The sequence below is a fragment of the Roseibium sp. RKSG952 genome (assembly GCF_009711355.1).
The window spans coordinates 12,396-32,903 of record NZ_SMMF01000900.1; the positions used below are offsets into that span (position 1 = coordinate 12,396).

18 protein-coding genes are annotated in these 20,508 nt (G+C 57.5%); 16 read left to right on the plus strand and 2 right to left on the minus strand.

The features are described from left to right. The first annotated feature begins 11 nt into the window (after nucleotides 1-11). The 16 genes from E1297_RS16415 to E1297_RS16490 all read left to right on the plus strand — a co-directional run bounded on the left by E1297_RS16415 (nucleotide 12) and on the right by E1297_RS16490 (nucleotide 17,436). Nucleotides 12-1,928 carry a GspE/PulE family protein gene (locus E1297_RS16415; protein ID WP_196223333.1) on the plus strand — a complete coding sequence of 639 codons (1,917 nt, stop codon included), beginning with the start codon at nucleotides 12-14 and terminating at the stop codon, nucleotides 1,926-1,928. Nucleotides 1,929-1,994: 66 nt separating this feature from the next. Beyond that, the gene (locus tag E1297_RS16420) at nucleotides 1,995-3,059 is read left to right on the plus strand and encodes a type II secretion system F family protein (protein ID WP_155140111.1); all 1,065 of its coding nucleotides are present in this window, start codon (nucleotides 1,995-1,997) and stop codon (nucleotides 3,057-3,059) included. 6 nt (nucleotides 3,060-3,065) lie between these two features. Beyond that, complete coding sequence (locus tag E1297_RS16425) at nucleotides 3,066-4,100, plus strand: ATPase, T2SS/T4P/T4SS family (RefSeq protein WP_155140113.1); 1,035 nt, start codon at nucleotides 3,066-3,068, stop codon at nucleotides 4,098-4,100. Between the two features lie 9 nt (nucleotides 4,101-4,109). Further along, the gene (locus tag E1297_RS16430) at nucleotides 4,110-4,634 is read left to right on the plus strand and encodes a hypothetical protein (protein WP_155140114.1); all 525 of its coding nucleotides are present in this window, start codon (nucleotides 4,110-4,112) and stop codon (nucleotides 4,632-4,634) included. A 60-nt stretch (nucleotides 4,635-4,694) separates the two neighbouring features. Further along, entirely contained in the window at nucleotides 4,695-6,170 is a 1,476-nt protein-coding gene (gene pilV / locus E1297_RS16435) for a shufflon system plasmid conjugative transfer pilus tip adhesin PilV (protein WP_155140116.1), read from the plus strand. Nucleotides 6,171-6,310: 140 nt separating this feature from the next. Further along, the gene (locus tag E1297_RS16440) at nucleotides 6,311-7,459 is read left to right on the plus strand and encodes a radical SAM protein (protein ID WP_155140118.1); all 1,149 of its coding nucleotides are present in this window, start codon (nucleotides 6,311-6,313) and stop codon (nucleotides 7,457-7,459) included. Continuing rightward, the gene (locus E1297_RS16445; protein WP_155140120.1) at nucleotides 7,456-8,610 is read left to right on the plus strand and encodes a radical SAM protein; all 1,155 of its coding nucleotides are present in this window, start codon (nucleotides 7,456-7,458) and stop codon (nucleotides 8,608-8,610) included. Before E1297_RS16440 ends, E1297_RS16445 begins: the two co-directional genes overlap by 4 nt. Before the next feature lie 44 nt (nucleotides 8,611-8,654). Further along, nucleotides 8,655-9,698 carry a radical SAM protein gene (locus tag E1297_RS16450; RefSeq protein WP_209015817.1) on the plus strand — a complete coding sequence of 348 codons (1,044 nt, stop codon included), beginning with the start codon at nucleotides 8,655-8,657 and terminating at the stop codon, nucleotides 9,696-9,698. Between the two features lie 17 nt (nucleotides 9,699-9,715). After that, the gene (locus tag E1297_RS16455) at nucleotides 9,716-10,120 is read left to right on the plus strand and encodes a hypothetical protein (RefSeq protein WP_155140122.1); all 405 of its coding nucleotides are present in this window, start codon (nucleotides 9,716-9,718) and stop codon (nucleotides 10,118-10,120) included. Between the two features lie 51 nt (nucleotides 10,121-10,171). Further along, a complete protein-coding gene (locus E1297_RS16460; RefSeq protein ID WP_155140124.1) occupies nucleotides 10,172-10,987 on the plus strand; it encodes a hypothetical protein in 816 nt (271 codons plus the stop codon). 6 nt (nucleotides 10,988-10,993) lie between these two features. After that, a complete protein-coding gene (locus tag E1297_RS16465; protein ID WP_155140126.1) occupies nucleotides 10,994-12,109 on the plus strand; it encodes an SPASM domain-containing protein in 1,116 nt (371 codons plus the stop codon). Next, nucleotides 12,085-12,888, plus strand: a complete 804-nt coding sequence (locus E1297_RS16470) for a hypothetical protein (RefSeq protein ID WP_155140128.1) — start codon at nucleotides 12,085-12,087, stop codon at nucleotides 12,886-12,888. Before E1297_RS16465 ends, E1297_RS16470 begins: the two co-directional genes overlap by 25 nt. Nucleotides 12,889-13,158: 270 nt before the next feature. Next, the gene (locus E1297_RS16475; RefSeq protein WP_155140130.1) at nucleotides 13,159-15,099 is read left to right on the plus strand and encodes a hypothetical protein; all 1,941 of its coding nucleotides are present in this window, start codon (nucleotides 13,159-13,161) and stop codon (nucleotides 15,097-15,099) included. A 1-nt stretch (nucleotide 15,100) separates the two neighbouring features. Next, entirely contained in the window at nucleotides 15,101-15,925 is an 825-nt protein-coding gene (locus E1297_RS16480) for a hypothetical protein (RefSeq protein WP_155140132.1), read from the plus strand. Nucleotides 15,926-15,927: 2 nt separating this feature from the next. After that, entirely contained in the window at nucleotides 15,928-16,677 is a 750-nt protein-coding gene (locus E1297_RS16485) for a hypothetical protein (RefSeq protein WP_155140134.1), read from the plus strand. 45 nt (nucleotides 16,678-16,722) lie between these two features. Continuing rightward, the gene (locus E1297_RS16490; protein WP_196223334.1) at nucleotides 16,723-17,436 is read left to right on the plus strand and encodes a hypothetical protein; all 714 of its coding nucleotides are present in this window, start codon (nucleotides 16,723-16,725) and stop codon (nucleotides 17,434-17,436) included. Here the strand turns inward: E1297_RS16490 and E1297_RS16495 are convergent. After that, nucleotides 17,402-18,772 carry a hypothetical protein gene (locus tag E1297_RS16495; protein ID WP_155140138.1) on the minus strand — a complete coding sequence of 457 codons (1,371 nt, stop codon included), beginning with the start codon at nucleotides 18,770-18,772 and terminating at the stop codon, nucleotides 17,402-17,404. The two genes, E1297_RS16490 and E1297_RS16495, sit on opposite strands and share 35 nt — an antisense overlap. Further along, nucleotides 18,772-20,070, minus strand: coding sequence for a hypothetical protein (locus tag E1297_RS16500; RefSeq protein WP_155140141.1), 1,299 nt, complete (start codon nucleotides 20,068-20,070; stop codon nucleotides 18,772-18,774). Before E1297_RS16500 ends, E1297_RS16495 begins: the two co-directional genes overlap by 1 nt. Between the last annotated feature and the right edge of the window lie 438 nt (nucleotides 20,071-20,508).

A 20,508-nucleotide genomic window follows, 5' to 3' on the forward strand; every position in this document is an offset into this window, starting at 1 on the left:
CGGAGATTTACTTGTCGCTTCTTTCGTTTCTTACGGGCGGTCTACCCGGGAAAGCCCCGGTCAAGGAGGTTAAGCGCACGCGTACTCCGGAGGCTCAGGGGCCTCAGGGGCCTCAGGGGCCTCAGGGGCCTCCTGAGCCTCCGGCGGTGCGTCGAGCCGTATCAAGGGATTCGTCCAAACCCCGCAAATCCGGATCGATTGATTCCTCGCGCAAATCCGGATCGATTGATTCCTCGCGTAAGGGCGGATCGATTGATTCCTTGCGTAAGGGCGGTCGCCCGGTACAGAAGGTTCAGCACAGGCAAAGTCAGGTCGTCGAACCTAGCCCGGAGGAACTCACCGAGATCAAGGAGTTCTCCGGTAACATCATTACCTCTCCGAGCGGCATGGTTCCGATCAGTCCGGCGCAGATGCAGTTCGTCGCGCTCCTGGACTTTCCGAACTCCCCGGTCCTGATTGTCTCGAAGTCGAATGCCAAGCAGCACGAGGTCTCCACAGCGAAGTCCCTCCTGCGTCGCAGGGGTTTCACCTGGCGCAAGGAGTTCCTCGTTGGTCTCGACGTGGTTCGTTCGGCATACGAACGTTCCGGCATCTTCATGGGCAGTTCCGGCGAGGTGCCGATGCAGGCCGTGGCCATGGAAAAGGCCTTCATCAACCTCCTCAGCGAGGCCGCCGCTCTCGGTACGTCCGACATCCATATCTTCGTTCGTCGTTACGAGGCCGAGGTTAAATTCAGGGTCGACAACCTTCTGACGCGCGTCAAGGACATGACGGCGATCGAGGCCTCAGAGCTGTGCCAGTCGGCGTTCAACATGGCTGACGCCTCCGATCCAACATACATGCCCAACGAACAACAAGGTGCCCGCATTAACGAAGCCAAGCTCAAATCCCTGAACTTCAAGGGCGACGTTCAGTCTCTTCGCCTACAATTCAACCCGCTTGCGGGTGGCGGCCGCCACATGGTTGCCCGCCTTCTCTACAATCAGAAGGTCGGGAGCAACGATGATGTCGATACGCTCGGCTACACAAAGAGCCAGATCGACCAGATCAAGAAGATGCGCCGCCGCCCAGTCGGGGTGAACGTCATCTCCGGTCCAACCGGCTCGGGTAAGTCGACGACCCTGCAGCGCGGGCTGACGGCGTTGATGCGGGAGAAGTCCGGACTGGCTACGCTGACCATCGAGGATCCGCCCGAATACATCATTGAGGGGGCCGCTCAGATTCCGGTCACCAACGCTCAGACCGCCGAGGAGAGGGCCGAGAAGTTTCGGGCGGCTATCGCCGGCGCTCTTCGCTCCGACCCGAACATTATCATGATCGGTGAAATTCGCGACGCATCGTCGGCGAAGCTCGCGTTCGAGGCCGCGATGACGGGTCACGCCGTCTGGACGACACTCCACGCGAACGACGCTGTCAGCATCATCGACCGTCTCCGCGACCTAAACGTTGAACTCTTCAAGCTTTGCGACCCCTCGAACATGTCCGGCCTCATCGGTCAGCGTCTCGTGCGCCGCTCCGTTAAGGACAGGGAGATTTCTTTTGAAGAAGGGGTTGAGCGCGAGTTCCTTCCGGTGGAGCTGGTCAAAAAGATTCGAGTCCTTTGTGGAGACAAGACATCGGGCATTCGCTTCGCCGGTGCCAACGAGTTGGATCCCGACTACGACAGCTACTTCTCCGGCCGTACCGTTGTCGCGGAAGTCATCGTGCCAGATCAGGAATTCCTTGACCTGATGCGGAACGATTCGAAGGCGAAGGCCATCAAGCATTGGCAAACAAACCTTGAGGGGCTGACGATGCTTGAGCACGGACTTCTGCGCGTCATGCGCGGCGAGGTCGACCCGCGGGAGATCGAGTCGAACATCGGTTTCATCTCCGAGATTGAGGATGAGCGCGGCGCATGGATTCGGGAACGGCTGGATCGCCTTTAAGGCGAGCGGTCTCGCCGGCGAAAGTCTGTTGTAGGATTCGATATGGCTTAGTGAAGGAATTAGGGAATGATGGAATCGTTCAATCGTTGGTTCATGAGGGTTCAGTTCGGCACGAAGACCCGGACCCGAGTCTTCCGTAAGCTCGTCCGCTTCCTTGGCAACTCCGTCTCCTTGTCGGCAGCGCTCGACATCATGTACGAGCACGCCTCCGACGACGGCAAGAAGCCGAAGGCGATCCAGGCGGTCGTTCTGGACGAGTGGCGTCGTTCGATCCGTGACGGTAAAACCTTCGGTCAGGCGATCCAGGGGTGGGTCCCCGACAGTGATCGTCTCGTCATCGAGGGTGGCGAAAAGGCGGGCGATCTGCCGACGGCGATTGAGAAGTCCATCCTGATCGGTCAGTCCGTGAAGCAGATCAGGAGCGCAATCATCGCTGGTCTTGCTTATCCGTTGGTGCTCGTCGCTGCCGCCATCGGTTTCATGGTTATTTTCGGGGTTGAGGTCATTCCGGAGTTCGAAACGGTCATGCCGCGCGAGCAATGGACGGGGGCCGGCGCACACATGGCTCTTATGTCCGATTTCGTTCACAATTGGCTGGCCATTGTGCTGACGGTCGTTGTTGCTCTGGTCGTTTTAAGCATCTTTTCGATGTCCCGTTGGACCGGCAGGCTTCGGGTTCGTTTCGACAAGATTCCACCGTGGTCCTTTTACCGTCTCGTCGTTGGCTCCGGTTTCTTGTTGACCGTGTCGGGCATGTTGAAATCCGGTATCGCGGTTCCGAACATCCTTTCAACGCTTCAGCGGGGTGCCAAGCCGTATTACCGCGAGCGTCTTTATCACACAGCTCAGAACGTCAAGAACGGTCACAACCTCGGTGCGGCCCTTCATATGACGGGCTTTGATTTTCCCGACAAGGAAGCCGTTCAGGACATTCGCTCCTATGCGGATCTGAACCGCTTCAACGAATCCCTCGAGATGATGGGTACGGAATGGCTTGATGATTCCGTTGACCTGGTCAAGCAGCAGTCGGGCATCGTGCGTAACGCCTCGATCATCCTGCTGGGTGTCGTCTTTGCGTGGATCGCCTCGGGCATCTTCTCGCTGCAGCAGCAGATTTCGAATTCTTTGTGAGGATAAATGGGTAACGAACTTAAGGTATCAGATTCGAACGAGGCGACCGAATACGAGGAAGCTATTCGTCTGTCTGATCTGGAATTCACCGACCTCTATATCGGCGAGACCGAGGGGATTGTTAAGATCCGCGGGATCGAGGATGCCAAAGGCCCCTTGCAGGTTGTCCCTGCCGGAGCCATTGACGACATCGATATCGTTCACCAGTTGGTTCAGCAGAAAGTCCAGAACAAGGAGCGGGAGTTCTTCGTCGATCACGACGAGGTTCGTTACAGGGTGTCTACCATTCCCTCAATCAACGGGGACTGGTACACGCTCCGCAAATCCAAGACGGTCATCCCGCGCCTCAAGGATCTCGGGGGGTTCAACGTGCCTACGCTTAGGCACTTCGGGTGGCTGGGCAAACAAGCCAAGATGGGTGCCAAATCGGGTTTGATCATCATTGCGGGTGCCACCGGAAACGGAAAGACGACCACGGCGTGCTCGCTTCTTCGTGAATACCTCCTGACCTTCGGCGACATCGCGGTGACAATCGAGGATCCGCCTGAGTTGATCCTCGATGGCGCTCACGGCCCCTTTGGGCAGTGTTTCCAGATCAAGCTCGCCCCGGAGGAAACCTTCGGTAAGGCTCTGGTCTCGGCTCTGCGTTACACGCCGAAATACATATTTCTCGGTGAGCTCAGGAAGGCAGAGGATGCTGGACAGGCGCTTCGCGCCGCCATCAGTGGGCACCTTGTAATCACGACCATTCACGCGGGCACCGTTGAGGAGGCCATCAACTCCATGTTGAAGCTGACATCCTCGGCCGACGAAAGCCTTGAGTTCGCGCAATCCCTGCTCGCGGACGGTCTCGCTGGGGTCATTCACCAGCGTCTGGTGACGCGAGGTGGCCGCAAGAGGCTCGAGATCGAGCAGCTCTTCATGGGCAACGAGAAGGGTCTCCGGAACATGATTCGGGACGGACACATCAATCAGATCTCGACCTCGATCGAACAGCAGAAGAACCTCATGCGACGCGGCGAAAATCCGGTCGGGGTGTAGGAGCGCGCGATGCAAATTCTCTTCATCGTTTCCCTGTCCATCATGCTGATGTCCATGTGGCTTTTTCTCCTGGAGGCCGACCATGGTATTGATCACGTCGAGTCTTTCGCCGTCGCCGAGCAAATGTCCCTGTGGCATCGAGGCGCGCATGACAGGTGCATCGATGTCGGGTGCGCTAAGGGGGTTGTCGATCCGGCGGGCTATCTCGCTCCGGTGATGTCTGCGGGTAAAATCGTCGGACGCGGCTACTTTACGACGCGATTCGATACCGCGAGCAATCTTCTGGTGACCTACATGGCTGACGGGTTCGTCGCCAGGGGAAACGTCACGCCCGCCCGCGTGGCGGCTGCTCTTCGGGTGAAAACGGGTGGACAGACGACGCAAGTCGGTTTCTGGAACGCGACTGACAGGATCGTGGAACCGAACTACAGTTATGGATTGGAGCCGACGGCCGTCGTCGCGCTCCCCTCTCCCTTTGCCGGGACTGTTTTGAAGGATGGAACTCCCGTCATCGTTTCGAAGCTGGTTCCCTAAAATACGGCCGGCCGCTGTATGATTGCAGGTAACTCATGATCTTTTGTTTCGGAGACGGAAATGGAACAGGCAGAACGTAGGCACGCGGTCGCCCGGTTTTTTGAAAGCCGCCGTCGTCGCGGTATGACCTTGATCGAAACGGCTCTCGTTTTGGCGGTTTTCGCCGTCGTGACCGCCGCTATTGTTACGTCCATGGCCGAAAACGCGGAACTTACCCGCGCCCGTGCGGTGTCCATGAAGATGATTGAGGTTAAGGAGGCCGCACACAATTACATCAAGGCGAACTACGCCACACTCGTATCTAAAGCTCCGAAGGCGCCGGGGGCAACCGTTGTTAGGGCCGGGCGTTCAAGTGGGGGATCTTCAGCTCCTGCCGGGAGTCTTCAGGCTGAGGGATTCCTTCCAGATTCTTTTATTGACGTTAATGGTTATGGTCAGCGTCATGCTCTATTGATTCAAAGTACATCGGCTAATCAAATTAACGCCCTCGTCGTCTCTTATGGTGGCCGTCAGATTCCTGACGCGACACTTGCTCGAATTTCTAGCATGATTGGCGCGGCGGGCGGTTATGTCCCGACCAAGCCACTTGCGGGAGACGCTGGGCAGGTTGTCGGCGCCTACGGCGGTTGGAGAACGAGTTTTACTCGCTGGGGTCCTGCATCGACCCGCCCTTCTCAGGGGCGCGTTGCAGCAACTCTCGCTTTTGAGGATGGCAGTCTGTTGACCGATTATCTCTATCGAAACGACATCGGTATCCCCGAGGCGAACCGGATGAACACCGATATTGATATGAATTCAAACGAGATCTATCGCGTTTCCAGGATTTCCGGCAATTCGAACATCCGTATGGACACCGACGTTACCATCGGTCGGGACCTGTGGGCGCTGAGGGATGTACGTGTCACTCGGGATGTGCGTGCCGTTCGGAACGTTAATGCTGGCCAAAACGTGTATGCCGACCTAAACATGTATGCTGGTCGCAACGTGACCGCTGGAAACAGCCTCTACGTCGGTAACGATGGATCTATTGGCGATGATTTGACTGTCAAGGACAGGACTACGACTGAATCCTTGCGTGTTAATGCGAACGCCAATATCGATGGAACGACGACGACTAACCGTATAGATGCTAACAGAATGGTTATCGATTCTCTCTTGGAATCCGGGAGTAGTGGCCGTTCGTTCAATACGGGCGGGTTGAGGCTTTCCGACCTCCTTCCCCGTCAGGTTGCTCAATATTCCTATCTGGTCACGCCTTCGAACAATATTGTGCCCAAGCCGAACTGCGCAGGCGACACAAGTCGGGCAAGGATTATGCTGTATAATAGGACAATCTCACGCCGATCCGTCCCGCAGTTACGGTTCACCACGTCGGGCGGCTACGTTACGGGCATCTATCCAGACTCATATGTTGACGTTGCGGGGGCTATTTACGCTTCACATAACGGGTCGTCCTGGCGGGTTAACTGGAGAGGTCAATCCGCCGCAGGTGTGACGCCTGAGGCGATTGCCCAAACCTACTGCTACTATGGTTAATCCAGAAGTGCGGCAAACCCCTTCCTTCAGGGCGGGGAAAACGTTAGGGTAAGGATTCGAAATTGCTGTTGTGACTGAATCCTTGCCTGTCGGCATTTCGGGTGATAGCTTCCGTCGAAACGAGAGAAACGGGGTACCCGATGGGCATAGGAACCGTCATCATCAAGCCGACTAAGTTCTGCAACGCAGACTGCACCTATTGCGCGGCGCCGCCCGAGGTGAACGGCGCTCCGAAGTGGTCCATAGACGATTTCAAGGGCTATTTCGACAAGCTCCATCCCTATCTCGACCCGAAGGCCGTCCTTCTTTGGCACGGCGGCGAACCCATGCTGATGGGGCCGAAATTTTACTGGGAGGCCTGGGACTACGTTCAGTCTATCAAGCCCGGCATCCGATTCTCCATGCAGTCGAATATCCTGGGATACGACTCCAAGCGCTGGCGCGATCTGATCGGCGGCCCCTTTCAGGGATCCATCTCGACGAGCTTCGATCCCGACGAGCAGTTCCGGGAATACAAGGGTTCGACCGCGCTTTATTCAAAGATCTTCTGGTCGCGTCTCGATGCCGTTCTCAAGGACGGTTTCAGGCCCAAGGTCATCGGAACCTATACGGAAGAAACCTCCGAACTCGCCATGGTCATGTACGAGAAATCCTTGTCCTACGGAGATCTCTGCTTCGATCTGCGCATGAACTATCGATATCCGGCGGGCCGGGACGAGGGAATGGGTGAGATGCTCAGCCCCGAGACTTACGGTCGAGTGCTGCTCAAGATCTATGAACGCTGGATTTCGGAGACACCCGACTTCGTTGTCACGCCTCTCGACGAGATGATGAAGCTCACCATAGGCCTGGAGGCGATGCGCTGTCCGTGGACCGGGTCGTGCGGTGGAAAGTTTCTGGGTATCGAACCGAACGGCGATGCCTACAACTGCTCCGAGTTCGCGGATCTTGGGGACGACGAGTACCGCTTCGGAAACATCAACGAGCACAGCGTTCCGCAGATGCTGGCGACCCAGGCCGCGAAGGCGGCGCGTCGCCGCCGGATGGATCTGCCCGACGATTGCCGGACGTGCGATCATTTCGCCGAGTGCGGCGGTGGCTGTATGAGAGATTCCGTCCTCTATGGGAAGGGGCTGGGCGGCAAGTTCCATTACTGCCACTCCTGGAAGATGGTTTTCGGACGCATCAAGGAGAGCATTCGCTCCGGCGAGGCCGACGGTGCCATTCGCAAATATGGTCTCGATCCGGATGCGACCCGTCGGCGCATGGGTATCGTGGAGGCGGCATGATCACGGCGTACGTCAAACCCACAAATCGCTGCAACGTCGGCTGCACGCATTGCTATCTCCCCGAGGAGGTGCGTGCGGACAAGCGTCGAATGAACGGCGATCTGGTTCTGGAGACGGCGCGGTTTCTCAGGGATATGGCCGAGCGTGGCCGGCACCGGGGCGCACACATCCTGTGGCACGGGGGCGAACCGCTGACCATCTCCGCGGACTGGTATTTCGAGGCCGGGGAGATTTTAGACCGGGAACTCCCTGGGCATACCGAGTCCATGCAGACTTCGCTCATTCCACTTCGTCCTGAGCACGTCGAACTCTTCGCGAGACGTCACGACGGGTTTGTCGGGTCTTCCGTCGACTTCTCCCAGCGGATGATTCAAGGGTCTGTCGAGGCTTATCACATCCTCTGGATGAAGAAGGTCGATATGGCGCGAGCGGGTGGCGTGACCGTCATTCCCGGTGTCGTTCCGACCACGCGTGAACTCGGCCGGGAGGCCGATATCGTGAAATGGTTCGTCGATCGCGGGTTCGAGGCGTTCAACATCGATCGTTACAACGCCTACGGTACGTATTTCGACGACCGCCCAAGCAACTTTCAGCACGCGAAGTTTCTGACGGGGCTTTTCGCGGCCCTCATGGCTGAGATGGAACGGTCTGGAAGCTCTCCCGTCGTTGGCACGGCGCGGGGTGCCCTGACCGGTGTCATGTTCGACATCGGCGGAGATCGCTGGGGCGGTTCCTGCCAGAATGACTTCGTCGTCGTTGAACCCGACGGGTCTCTGAATACCTGCCCTGACAAGGCCTCCTTCGAGGAATCTCACGGCAACATCCTCGACGGCTACGAGGCGTTTCTGAAGTCCCGGTTCCGTCGAAAATGGATCCGGCATCAAAGCGTGACCCACAAGAAGGACTACTGCATGAGCTGCGAGAACTCGTCGTTCTGCGGCTCCGGGTGCCCCATTACGCCAAACGGACCATCCGAGGGCGAGGACGAATGCTCCGGTTACAAGACGCACCTTACCTTCGTGCGTTCCTGGCTCGAGGTTCCGGGGAACAGGGATATCGCTATGGCTTATCTGCGGCAGACGGAACGGTCGGCGAAACTCGACGCGGCGACGCAATATGGAAATGCTGAACAAGGAGCGTGCGCGGCATGAGTGCGAGAGTTCCATTCGCTCCGACATTCGATCACCTAGTCTATATGCGGATATTCGAGGGCTGCAACCTTCATTGCGAACATTGCTTCATCCCGAAAAACCCCAAGCGGATGTCCATCGAAGATGTCGCGGCTTCCGCCGAGGTGGTCCGTTCGTTCGCCAAGCCGGGTCAACGCATTCTTCTCCAATGGCACGGCGGCGAGCCGACCATGTTCGGTTCGAACTGGCTTCGCGAGGCGATTAACGCCATCGAAGAGGCCGGCCCCGAATTCACCTGGGATCACGGAATTCAGACCAATCTGATGACCTATTCCGCCGAATGGGCCGATCTCTATCTAGAGAAATTCGGTGGGAACGTCGGGGTTTCTTGGGATCCCGTAATCCGGCTTCTGCGCGCCGGTCGGCCGGAGACGAATGCCGATTACGAGGTTGCCTTCCGGAAGAATCTCTCCCATCTGGTCGCGGACGGCCTCGCCCCCTACCTGGTTATGACGGCGACGCGGGTGTTTTTCGAGCGCTTCAGGAATCCCTTCGATCTATTCGACGAAATGCTCGCGATGGGCGTGCGCAAGGCGCACATCGAGCGATTAACGGAGACGGGCTACGCCCGCGCCAACTGGTCTCGCCTTGGCGTCGACAACGCGGCTTATTCCAAGGGGATGTCGCGCATCCTGAAGGCGTATGAACTGTGGCGGCGCAAGGACGGCAATGGCGCTCTCCTGAGCCTCTCTCCTTTCGACGGCCTAGTGGCCTCCGTCAGAGATATGGGAGCAAGGTGCGGCGGATACGGGTGCTGGTCCGGCGGTTGTGATACGCGTTTTCATACCATCGATTCCTCTGGCTACAAGCGGGGCTGTACCGCCCTCACCTCGGAATCCGACAACAAGTCCGCGAACGAATCCTTAAATTTTCCCCTTGGATTTGAGGAGGAACGAAGGATTCGACAGATCGTGGATTGCTCCAACTGCGATTTCAGGTCAGTATGTTCGAGTGGATGTCTTGCTCTTTCGATGGATGACGGCTCCGGGGAATGCTCCGGCGGCAGGAAGCTTTTCGAGGCCGCGGCTTCCATTGCAATGAGCGCTTAAGAGAGGGAGGTGGCGTGATGTCTGTTGGGTTGAAAACTGCTGGTGTTATTGTTTCGGCGTCCATGGCGCTCGTCGCCACCCAGGCGCTCGCCTACGTAGCTCAAAACAGCAAAGGTGTCGTCGAGGTCGAAACGGTTTCGGTTGATCCCGAGCTGGAGGCTCGGGTCGAAGCCGCCGTCGCGAAGCAGAACGTCAGGCAGGCAGTGTCCGCGTCCTTCTCGGTTCTCGCCTCGAAGCTCGGAACCGGCAACACCACTCTGAGCGCGAAATATTTTCCGAAAGCCGAGGGCATGGTCGCGTCAGCGTCCTCCGACGATTTCGTCGGCGGACCCAGTTGTTACTCGAATTGCCATGCCGCTTGTCACTCGGCCTGTCATTCGGCCTGTCACTCGGCCTGTCACGGATCGCGCGGCTGGCGCTGATCTCGTTTTCTACGCGAATTATGATCTTCATCTCCTGAAAGGATTCGATTGATGACGCTCCTTAGCGAACTGATCGAAAGGGGGTCCGCGCACCCGGACGTGGAAATCGTGGAATTCGACGGGGTCAAGCGAGCCTCCGTACACGGCGTCATTATCGATGTTGACGACGTGACCCCGCCCGAGGGTCTTCACGAGATCGGTTTCGTCGGGGTCATCGAGGACGGAGAGTTCTCCGATACGACGCTCGACATCGTCATCTCCGCGACCATGGCCGAAATCGATGTCACCGTAGAAATACCTGGCTCGGCCGAGATTTCCGATCCGCGCCACATGCTCGCGACCGCGTCCTCCATGGACTGCTCCCTCGCCCTTCTCCCACCCGAATCCTCCGACGACGGTTCCTTCGACGCGTTTGTCGACAGGGTTCTGGAATTCGCTCGCGCCTACGTTCGTCAAGCCAATATGACCCAGCGGCTCCTGCCGGTCTCGAGCTACCTGGAATACCTGTTCATCGAGGTTCTTGATCCGGAAATGGCGAAGTCCTTCGCCCCTGTCGATCCTCAGGTCGTTTCTCAATTCCACGAGGTGGTGACGGTCGAGCGCGCCGATGCCCTGAAGGCGAAGCTGCGCGCCGTCTTCCATGAGTCCTACGGCGGCGAGGATGAGTTTCGCAAGTTCGCTCTTTCCCTTATGGGTGCGATCTATAATCGCGTCGAGGAGAATTGCGTCGATGAGAGCAAACGTTTGTCCGAAACGTCCGGAGACACCTGCGCTGATGCCGATGACGGCATAATTCCAGCTGTCGCGGGTCTGTCCGGGGCGAATGGTGACATCTCGGCGAGTTCGGACGCGTCCGGCGGCGAGTGATCTCTCATGGGGTCTCACCTCACCCTGCACGTTCGCCTCGTCAAGGGGTGCAACGCCGACTGTTCCTATTGCTCGTCCTGGGAGGAGGATCCTCACAAGCGCATGAGCGCGGGTGATCTATCTACGGCGCTTGGCTTTCTTGTCGAAAGCGTTTTCCCTGTCATGGGTTGCGCTGGACCCGGATCGACGGTTTCCGTTCAGTACGTCGGCGGAGAGATACTCCTGGTTCCCAAAGACGAGATGCGCGACTGCGTTTATGCGGCTCGCGATATCCTTTCCGGCGTATTTGGAACCGTCCTTGACGGCGCTCAGTCGAACCTGATCGGTTCCGAGCGTCGTGTCCTCGAACTTTCCGCTCTCTTCGGCGGCCGACTCGGTACATCCGTCGACGGTCGAGGTGGCCAGCGAACCGTCAAGGGTAATCCCGACGCATATCGGAAGATCGTCGCGAAATCGCGTGAGGCGCTCATGAAGCGCCGTCGGCAGAACCCGAGTGCGATCTTCGTCGTTGACAAGGAGGGGCTTTCGAACGTCGCCTTCGAGGTCGGGGCGGCCAATGAGGCGGGTTATTCCCTCGTTCTTCGCCCCGTTTTTCAGGGTGGCAGCGATATCGACGGTGCATCCGAGATTGATCTCGTGGATGGTCTGGGTGCGGCGTTCGACGGTTGGGTTATGCGTTCGAGCGTTTCGGTTGAGCCGTTCACGCATCTCTTGGGTCGCCGTCTTTCGGAGACCGTTCTCGGGAGTGTCTGTCCTTTTCAGCGCAATTGCGCCGAGGTTTCTCTGGACCTCGAGCCCGACGGCACCCTTTACACGTGTCTCGACATGGCTGACAGCGGCCAGTTCCCGATAGGAAACGCGCTCAGTGGTGAATTTGACCTCAAACTCTGGGAAAGACTCAGGGATCGGAAAAAGCATGTCGACCCGACGTGCCGGGCCTGTCCCTATTTCGAGGCCTGTCAGGGCGGGTGCATGAGCGAAGGCATTCATGCAACCGGATCCATTTACGGAAAAACTCATCTGTGCCCCGTCTGGAAGCGCCTGTTTGCCTCGTGCGACCGGGCCATCGCGGAACATGGAACGCCGGAGGTGTCCAAATGGCTTCACTCCTTGAAAAGGTAGTCATTCCAAAGAAGGCGCTGTTCCTCGAGCCGGTGCGGTTCAACGCCGTTTGCGGCTCCGGCTCCGGCGGGCTGGTGGATCGTCTCGGCGCGGCATTCGACCTCGTCTTTCCCAGTTCCGGCAACGGTTGCGTTACTCATTGGCTCGAATTCGATGTCGTGGTTCATGCCGGAAATCCGCTTCTGGCGGCCCTTACCTGTCTACTCGCCTCGAGATCCGGTTTGTCCGTCGGGCTTGTTGCGGCATCGAACCGGGACGAATGGCCTTACGATCTCGCTGCTACTCCGGAATTCCTCAGTGTCGTGTGCTCCGCCTCCGGGTTTTCCTGCACCGACCTTCATCCCGCCTCGGTCTGCATGTCGATGGCGTTGTGCGCATCCTCTCGGTTGGTGAGATTCCCGTCCGTGGAATTCGGGCTTTCCCGGCGCTCCGCTGAAGATGGTGTTCTGTCCTTGATATTGAACGCCGCGCCCTCGGGCAGCGGGTTTGACGATGGTTACGGGTTCTTCAAGGGGATCAAGGGGGGTATCCATTCCTGCCCAAGCGTCGAGATCGGTAATTCCGGCTCTCTCGCCGTATTCTGCAAGCGCCTCGTGCTCACCTCCTCCTCCGTGATGTTCTCTGAAAGCGTCGCCCGGAACGACGAGCTAGGCCAGCGTCTGGGCTGGGGTAGCGACCTGATCTCGGCGGTTGGCTCTGCGGGGGCGGCTCCTTCCTCGGGAGAGAACGCCGCCAAGCTCGCGCTCGAGACCGTCCTGAGTGTCTCAAGGCTCTTCTGAACCCGATTCCGGCCGCGCATACGGCGCACGCTACAAGGATTCGGCTCGCCGAAGTGTCGTCCACCCGTTTCATCGTCATTTTTTTGTCGTTGACAGTCCCTCTAAAAACGGCGGAATTCAAAGACCGCGTCGTGCGCGGGCGAATTTCATGTAAGGATTCGATGCGAATCCTTGAATATTTTGTTGACAATTACCCCAAACCGAGGGAACTGTTTTTGCAATATTCGCAATTTCAGCGGATTCAGACGATAACTCCGGAGTAGATTCACTATGAGCGAATCCTTAACGGCTCAACCGACCGCCTCGGTCGACATGGTCCCGCCTACCTTTTCCACCCAGCATTTCGCCCAGGAGAGTGTCTTTGGCTGGTCCCTCTCTCAGCTGAGTCCCTTCGGGACGAGCCAGGTTCCTAAACTCGACAAATTATTCATGCACAACACGTCGACCGCCTTGAACGTGTTTCTTCGGGAGATGACCCAGAACAGTCTCGACGCGGCCAGCTCGAATTCCCTCGGCAAGAACAGCGTTCGTATCAGGATCAAACTCGCCAAGGTGAACCGCGCTGAATTCAAGCGCGCGTTTCTGAATGGTCTCGAACCTCATCTCGAGGCCTGCGAGAGGCTTGGTTTTCCGAAGGAACCCGTCTCGGACGAGGCGACCTGCCTGATCTACGAGGACTACGGCACCAGCGGCCTTCGCGGTCCGCTGAACCCCGCCCAGTCACAGACCAGCGAATACAAGAACTTCTCCAAGTACTTCTTCGAACATGGCGAATCTCACAAGGATGACAGCACGTCGGGCGGTCGTCACGGCGTTGGCAAGATCACCGGACCACTCCTGTCCTCCAGGAATATGATCATGGCGGTCACTCGAAGGGACTGCTCTCCGAACCTGGTCGCCTACGGTCAGGCTATCCTCTTCCCTCACTACATGCCTGACGGTACGCGCTACGAGCCTGTCGCCAACTACGGAGTGAGGACCGGTGAAGGTTCCGAGCCGATCGTGGGCCGTCAGGCCTCCCGTCTGGTCGATCGTCTCGGATTTGATCGTTCGGATAAAAATGGACTTTCCCTGTTCATTTATGACGTTAAGGCCGAGGAGATCGATCGGGACGTTATTCTGCGGGAGTTGATCAAACACTGCTTCGTTCAGATTTGCGAGGGCCAGCTTAGCTTCGATGTATTCGACCGCCATCTCGACAAGAACAACATCCTGTCCGTCGCCTCCGAATTCGATGAGACCCTCGAGTACGTGCCTCTCATTAGACTGGTGCAGACATCCCGCGAAGACACCTTCAATCTCAAGACGGACCGCCTGACCTCAAGCACCGCGCGAGGGGTGGTGAGCGGCGAATCCTTCACTGAGTCCGAACTTGAGGAGTTGTCCGTCGCCTTCGAGGAGGGTCGGCCGATCAGGGTAAAGTTCCCGGTCTACGTGTGTCGTCGCGACGGCGACGGCATCGAAAAGGGTTACGGCGAACTTCTAATCCGCAAACACGAGGACAAGAATACCTGTCGTGAGGTTTACGCCCGCGGCCGGGTAACTGTTATCAGTCAGAAGACCAAGGGCGGGAATTACGTTGCGGTCTTCAATACGCACGACAAAGTGTTGTCCACCTTCCTTGGGGATGCGGAAAATGTTTCCCACACCGCCTGGAGGGAAAGTTTGGTTAGGGACAGCTACCGCAATCCCCTGCGGACGCTGCGCGTCAAGTCTGTTGCTGCCGACGTGTATCTTCTCGCGACGGGGGCCGGTGACGGCAAGACGATTAAAAACGCGTTGAAGGATTTTTTCTACACGCCTGACGCTCCAACCAATTCGACCGTCCGCCCCTCGAGGGAGGAGAAGGCCGGTGAAACCGCCCGGCCGCAACTCGAGCTTGTGCCCCAGCCCAAGAAATTCGCGGTCTCCGAAACTCATGACGGTTTCGTGGTCCGCTGTGCACCGGCGGACGGTTCCCGTCACGACCTCAACGTTACCGCTTTCTACGGCGGTTTCGCCGGCAAGCCGAAATACGAGAAGTGGGACTTTGAATTCGGTGAAGATGTCTCCATTGAGGTGAACGGTCCGCACGAGTCCGTTGCGATACTGAGCGGCAACGAGGTCGCGGTCCGGGGTGTTTCCGCTGGCTGTGAGATCCGTGCGACTGGCTTCGACGGAATCCGGGATGTGCACGTGTACGTGAAACACAAACAGGTTGAGGAGGTTTGATATGGCCGGTTCCGTCAAGAGGGCGCTCAATTACACCAACCGTCTGAGGCTCAGGCTTTCGGATGTCCGCCTGAGAACCGAACCCGCCGTCGGGGGTGGTGTTCGAATGCTGCTGGACAACCTCAAGCTCCCGAAGCACGGCGGCGACATACACGGTGATCTGTGGCTTAAAAGCCGCATCGTGGTGTTCGCCAAGCAGCCGAAGAAGGACTTTCTCTTCTCCCGGGCTGTCTGCACGGTCGGGGAGGCTCTCTCCAACGGTCCGGATTGGGTTTTCCAGTGCGATTTGTCTGAGTTCGACGACCTCATGGGTATCAGGTTTAATCTCCGCGTCGTCGCTCCCGGCGGTCGTCTCCTGGCGAGCCTCGATGAATTCAGGGCCGAGAACGACCGCAATCTCGTCGCTGAACTGCTCGAGACCATGCCGGCCGACCTCGGCGAGGAGTCCTGGTTTCTGGACTGGAGCCGCGGAAATGGTCCGGTCCTCCTTATAGACCGGGAGATTTATGAAGCCGGCTTGTTCCGCAATTCTCCAACCTTTCACGCCTTCGTTCTTCCGGATGTCTTCCGAACAATCGTCAATCGAGCCGTGGTGGACTTTGAAGCTGCCATCGATGGTGAGGAGTCCTGGACGACCAAATGGGTCGGCTTCGCCAAAACCCACGGCGGCGGAATGGATGTCGAGGCCGCTCTTGCCGATGAAGCCCGCCGTACTGAAATCGACGAATGGATCGAGAAGGCTATTCGGCAGTTCTCCAGGAAGCACTCCTTCAAGTCTCGCCTGATCCAAAGTTCTCAAACCGACAGCTATGCCGAGAGGAATTAACAATGGTTAAGTCATTTACGGAAATCAGGCGTTTCAACGAGGCTGGTCTCGACGCCTTCAGGCTATTCATCGACGGCTCGGACGAGCAGTGCGTCCGCACCTTGTTTCCGGAGGAGCACCTGACCTCTCCGGCCTATACCGAGGTGGTTATGGCGGACATCGAGATACCGTTGGAAGGTGTCGTTACGAAATTCGACCTCGGAAAGTCTTTTGTCGACAATCTGAGCGCCGATCAACTTAGGGTCCTGATGTCGGACAACGATGTTTGGCCGTGGATCAACGCGTTCCTTGGGGAACTGATCTTCCGGAAGAAGGGAAACCGGTTCTTCACTGGGGCCACGTCCCGCCACATCGTTGAGCGCATCGGCGGTCGGTCTTCGGAATCCCATTATCGCCACCTCGCCAGGTCGGCCGTCCGAGGCGTGATGCGCTACGGCGAGGCCGCGAAGGTTCTTCTCGACGGAAAACCCAGTGAGCACTCCAAGTTGCTGGAGCAGATCGCCTCTCGTCATGGGTTCGCCTCGTCCCCGGAACTCGTGCGCCTCGCCGAGCGAGTGTATTTCGATCCCACTAAGGGAAAGGTGAAATCGGGTGCGAAAAGCATGGGCCGCGGCGGCATCCATCGACTGATCGTCGTCTTCGAGCAGCTTGGTCGAGTATATGACGTGACCGCGATGAATTCGGATGAGATTCTTGGAATTCTGCCGAGGCGCGAGTTCTCGCGGTTCCTTCCTGATTCGGTCGCTGCCTAGTATTAAAGTCCTGCTCTCTCCTCTAACCACCCGCACGATGCGATCGTGCGGGTGGTCTTTAGCCGTATCCGTTGTCGAACCTTGGTTCGAAAGCTGTTCGGCGAGTCGCGTCTCCGGTCGTCTTTCGGGGTTGTTGGTTTCGCTCTTCGGGTTAATTCTGAAACTTCAACAATTCTGGCGAGTTCCAGATCTGTTTATCTGTTTCGTGTGGAGTTAATCATCATGGGTGTTAGTACGAAGGTTCTGTTGGTCGGAAACCCTGGCTATGAGGAGATATCTCAGGCGCTCGGCAAGCGTTTCGAGTGTCAGGTTGATGTTTGCGAGGCGCATTTCAGCGATTTCGTTTGGCTTAAGTTCTTGGATCCGGAGTCCGGCGAACTTCGGCAGATGTCTGTTTTTCAAAATACGGTGGACGGCAAGGATGTATATTCCGGCCCGGCGACGCTGTGTTCCTTAGGGGCGTTTGATTCCTCCGTGGAGATTGCGACCTCCCTGGCCGAGCGTTTTGGTGGATATGTCTGTGCCTCGGATGTTCTTGATGAGTGGGTTTTCGTGGAGAGCACTTCGCCGGATGCCGATCTGGAGGAACTGTCTCCCGAGGATGCCTTCAACGTTTCGATCAGTCGCGTTCTTCCTGTAAAGGTGGCTCTGGTTTTGAGGGATGCTATCCGTGATCCTTACGTTCGTGAAGGTTTAATACAAGCCATTGACGCACTTCGCGAGGCTAAAGAGGATCGGGCGCCCTCCGTTTCTCCGTGATCGCGGTTCGGGCGCATTCTTTCGAGCTGTATTCCTTAAGAGGCCGTTTGGACGCGCTTCCCGACGGGTTCTTTTTTGTGAAGGCGTTCTTGATGGTGCATTCGTCGCCCGGCACGAGACGCTCTGGCCAAGGCATGGCGGTGGCGAGCGAGCATCTCCTGAATTCGCGGCAATCACCGCACGGTGTCCTCTGAGGGAGCATCCCCCTTTTAGCGGTGAACACTTTCGACTTCCGGGTTTCCGGCCCGGAAACGGAGAAGGCTATCCCGTATTGGCTCTCGGAGGAAGTCAGGGTGGGCGTGGCGGCTCCCAGCCACGGAAGTTCGATCAGGTTGTCCGCGCCGCTTCTGGCGGCTCTCACGGCTGCCTCCAGTCGTTCCGGATAGTCAGGGTCGTCCTGATCCCTGAAGAGCAGGTACGAGCATGTTTCGTCCTTGATGGGGTCATCGCCCGGGGTAAGCAGCACAATGTCTCCGTGGCGCGGTCCTGGACGACCTGCGTGCGACAACGACGTTACAATCCCTTTGACGCCCAAGTCGTTCATGGCTGTTAACGCCGCGTCCACATCTCCCTGTTCGGCGATGAGTTCGATTTCGTCGAAGGATCGCAGGTCCTTCGGGAAGTCGTCGCCCGGCCGGAAGTCGATGATGAGCGATCTATAGACGAACTGGTCGGCCAGCTTGGGCGCGTAAAGCGTCCCTCGGCTCCAGAGATGCCTGCCGCTGGGGTGGCCTACCTCTCCGAAGATCAGATGCTTGTGTTCGACGCCACCGAATATCTCCGGGCTCGTGATGCAGATCCCGAGTCTGTTGCCCATGTAGGAAGGTAGCCTGATTTCAGCTTCTCCGACGACGTGGTCGGCCTCCACCTCATGCTCCTTTCCACCTGCCTGGAATTGCCAGATGATGTCGGCCCCTTCCGGCGCGACCACCTTTAGGAACCAGCCGTCTTCGCTCTTGCGAACCGATGTCGACATGTTTTCCGACGAAGCGTCGTCCGACTTTTCGGGGACGAGCCGCCTCGCCTCGCCTCCGGCGTGGGCGATTACTGTTTCCGTCATGTCGCTTTCTTCGTAGCCGCACAGAAACAATTGAAGAATGATCTCTCCGCGGTATTCGATCGGGATCATGGGATCGATGTGTGTACCGTGGTCGGCGGTCCCTCTGACGTGATCGATGCGGACCGACCTGTCGCCCGTTTCGATGCGGGTGACGGACGAGATCTCGTCTTCCGTCCCGATGAGCGTCAGCGTGTTCTCGTCGAAGAGGTTCTTCCGGACGGTCGGCTCGACGTGACGGAAGACACGGCACCTGTGCTTCGCATAAACCGCGCGCATCAGAAGCCGAGTTCCTTGAAGCCGTCGATCATGTTTCCGAGAAACGGCGTCGATTTCTGGAATTCCCGAATGACAGGCAGATAGCCGTAGCAATGCTTGCCGTCGTCGTCCTGCCACTTCCGGAAGAGCGGGATCGCGTGACTGGCGCAGAACGATTTGTATCGGCATCCGCCGCATTTGGGGTGCGACACCAGGTTCCTGAGGACCTCCTGAAGCATCCTGTCCATCACGCCTCCTTTCTCGGTGACGAGATTCTGGATGGATTGATCGCGGATGTTCCCGAGCGGCTCGAAACCGAAGTTCCGGTCCAGGACGTGTTGTCCCATCGATTCTGACCAGACGTGCAGATCGAGATTGTGATCGACGTAGAGGGATGAGAGGAAGATGTCTCTGGTCTTCCGCATCACGTTCCTCATGTCGAACGGTTCCGGCTCCGGCAGCTTCTCCAGATCCAGATATCCGTTGTGATTGAGGGCGACGTGCTCGCCGTACTCGTCGAGGAACGTGACTGCGTATTCGCCGATCGGGATCGGATGAATGTTATATTGTCGCTTTACGATCAACCTGGCTACTTCCGCCAGCCATTCGACCTCCTCGTCGATGTGTACCGTCTGTGACATGCGGTACCCGCGCGTCTTTGACGGGGTATATCTCCCGAACTGCATCTGGGTACCGATCTCCCCCAGCGGACCGACGGCGACATCGACGAAGCGCTCGGGGGTGAACGCGTCGAGCAGTCTGCGGGTGATCAGCACCTCTGGGTATCCGAGGATGTTGTGCCGTCGCATCTCGAGGATCATGTCGCGCAGGTCCTCGGCCTTGTCGGCGACCGGGTCGTAAATGATCTCGAGGTAGTAGTTGCCGGGGTGGCGCTTGCGCAGATCGACGAACTTGACGATCTCCTCCGTAGGTGCCGTTGAGAACACCCTGTATTCGGCAGGCATGCTTTCCGCGATCTCATCAAGGGCCTCAGGTGGTAACTCGGAGTGATTTCCGAACCTGAACGTGTAGGAGAAGTGATCGATGGTGAAGCCGTTCTTGCCGAAGTAACCTTTCTCCTGCGTGTTTACGTTCTCTTTGATCCAGTCGTAATATTCCGTGACGCGGGAATGGATCAGCGACATATCAGGTGCCGGGATTATGTTTCTAAAGCGCCAGTTGTTCTTGAAGTGCTTATCCACGACACAGCCCGGACATCCGCGTGCGCATCCGTCGTAGGTATGCACGGCGACCTGAAGATCATCCATGATCCCGAGGGTTGATCCCGTTCGATCGAAGAGCGGATTTGGATTGAGCATTTACTGATCCTTGATTAATCCTCACCGGATTGTATCCCCGCCTCTCTCTCGCGGCAACGGCGACTGACCACGAATCCCTTTTTGTTTACACGCCCTCAGCGCGCTATAGGTTAGGGAGGGGCCAAACGATGATACCCGCTCTCAGAGGGTAAATTCCGGGATCAAGGGAAAGAAAACAGCTCGTCAAGACGGTCCAAACCTACGCCGCCGATGCCGGGCCACCGTCGATCAGATACACGTAGTCGAGGTTAGTGACACGGAAGTGAGTATTTTTGTCCATGCGGACGCTTCCGCCGCGCCCTTGTAGGGCTTGGAAGGTCGCCTTCTCGCGTCAAGGATTGAGTTCTTGGCCAAGTCATTTTGATCCCGCACTGCCGCGTCCGTGAATCCATGATTTTGTTGACAAGCTCTTCGGGCGCGCTAATCTCAATTGAGTTT

Coding starts and splice junctions, on each gene's coding strand:
- E1297_RS16440 (WP_155140118.1), top strand. CDS start 6,311: ATGGGCATAGGAACCGTCATCATCAAGCCGACTAAGTTCTGCAACGCA.
- E1297_RS16460 (WP_155140124.1), top strand. CDS start 10,172: ATGACGCTCCTTAGCGAACTGATCGAAAGGGGGTCCGCGCACCCGGAC.
- E1297_RS16475 (WP_155140130.1), top strand. CDS start 13,159: ATGAGCGAATCCTTAACGGCTCAACCGACCGCCTCGGTCGACATGGTC.
- E1297_RS16430 (WP_155140114.1), top strand. CDS start 4,110: ATGCAAATTCTCTTCATCGTTTCCCTGTCCATCATGCTGATGTCCATG.
- E1297_RS16470 (WP_155140128.1), top strand. CDS start 12,085: ATGGCTTCACTCCTTGAAAAGGTAGTCATTCCAAAGAAGGCGCTGTTC.
- E1297_RS16495 (WP_155140138.1), bottom strand. CDS start 18,772: ATGCGCGCGGTTTATGCGAAGCACAGGTGCCGTGTCTTCCGTCACGTC.
- E1297_RS16465 (WP_155140126.1), top strand. CDS start 10,994: ATGGGGTCTCACCTCACCCTGCACGTTCGCCTCGTCAAGGGGTGCAAC.
- E1297_RS16485 (WP_155140134.1), top strand. CDS start 15,928: ATGGTTAAGTCATTTACGGAAATCAGGCGTTTCAACGAGGCTGGTCTC.
- E1297_RS16450 (WP_209015817.1), top strand. CDS start 8,655: ATGCGGATATTCGAGGGCTGCAACCTTCATTGCGAACATTGCTTCATC.
- E1297_RS16445 (WP_155140120.1), top strand. CDS start 7,456: ATGATCACGGCGTACGTCAAACCCACAAATCGCTGCAACGTCGGCTGC.
- E1297_RS16480 (WP_155140132.1), top strand. CDS start 15,101: ATGGCCGGTTCCGTCAAGAGGGCGCTCAATTACACCAACCGTCTGAGG.
- pilV (WP_155140116.1), top strand. CDS start 4,695: ATGGAACAGGCAGAACGTAGGCACGCGGTCGCCCGGTTTTTTGAAAGC.
- E1297_RS16425 (WP_155140113.1), top strand. CDS start 3,066: ATGGGTAACGAACTTAAGGTATCAGATTCGAACGAGGCGACCGAATAC.
- E1297_RS16420 (WP_155140111.1), top strand. CDS start 1,995: ATGATGGAATCGTTCAATCGTTGGTTCATGAGGGTTCAGTTCGGCACG.
- E1297_RS16455 (WP_155140122.1), top strand. CDS start 9,716: ATGTCTGTTGGGTTGAAAACTGCTGGTGTTATTGTTTCGGCGTCCATG.
- E1297_RS16500 (WP_155140141.1), bottom strand. CDS start 20,070: ATGCTCAATCCAAATCCGCTCTTCGATCGAACGGGATCAACCCTCGGG.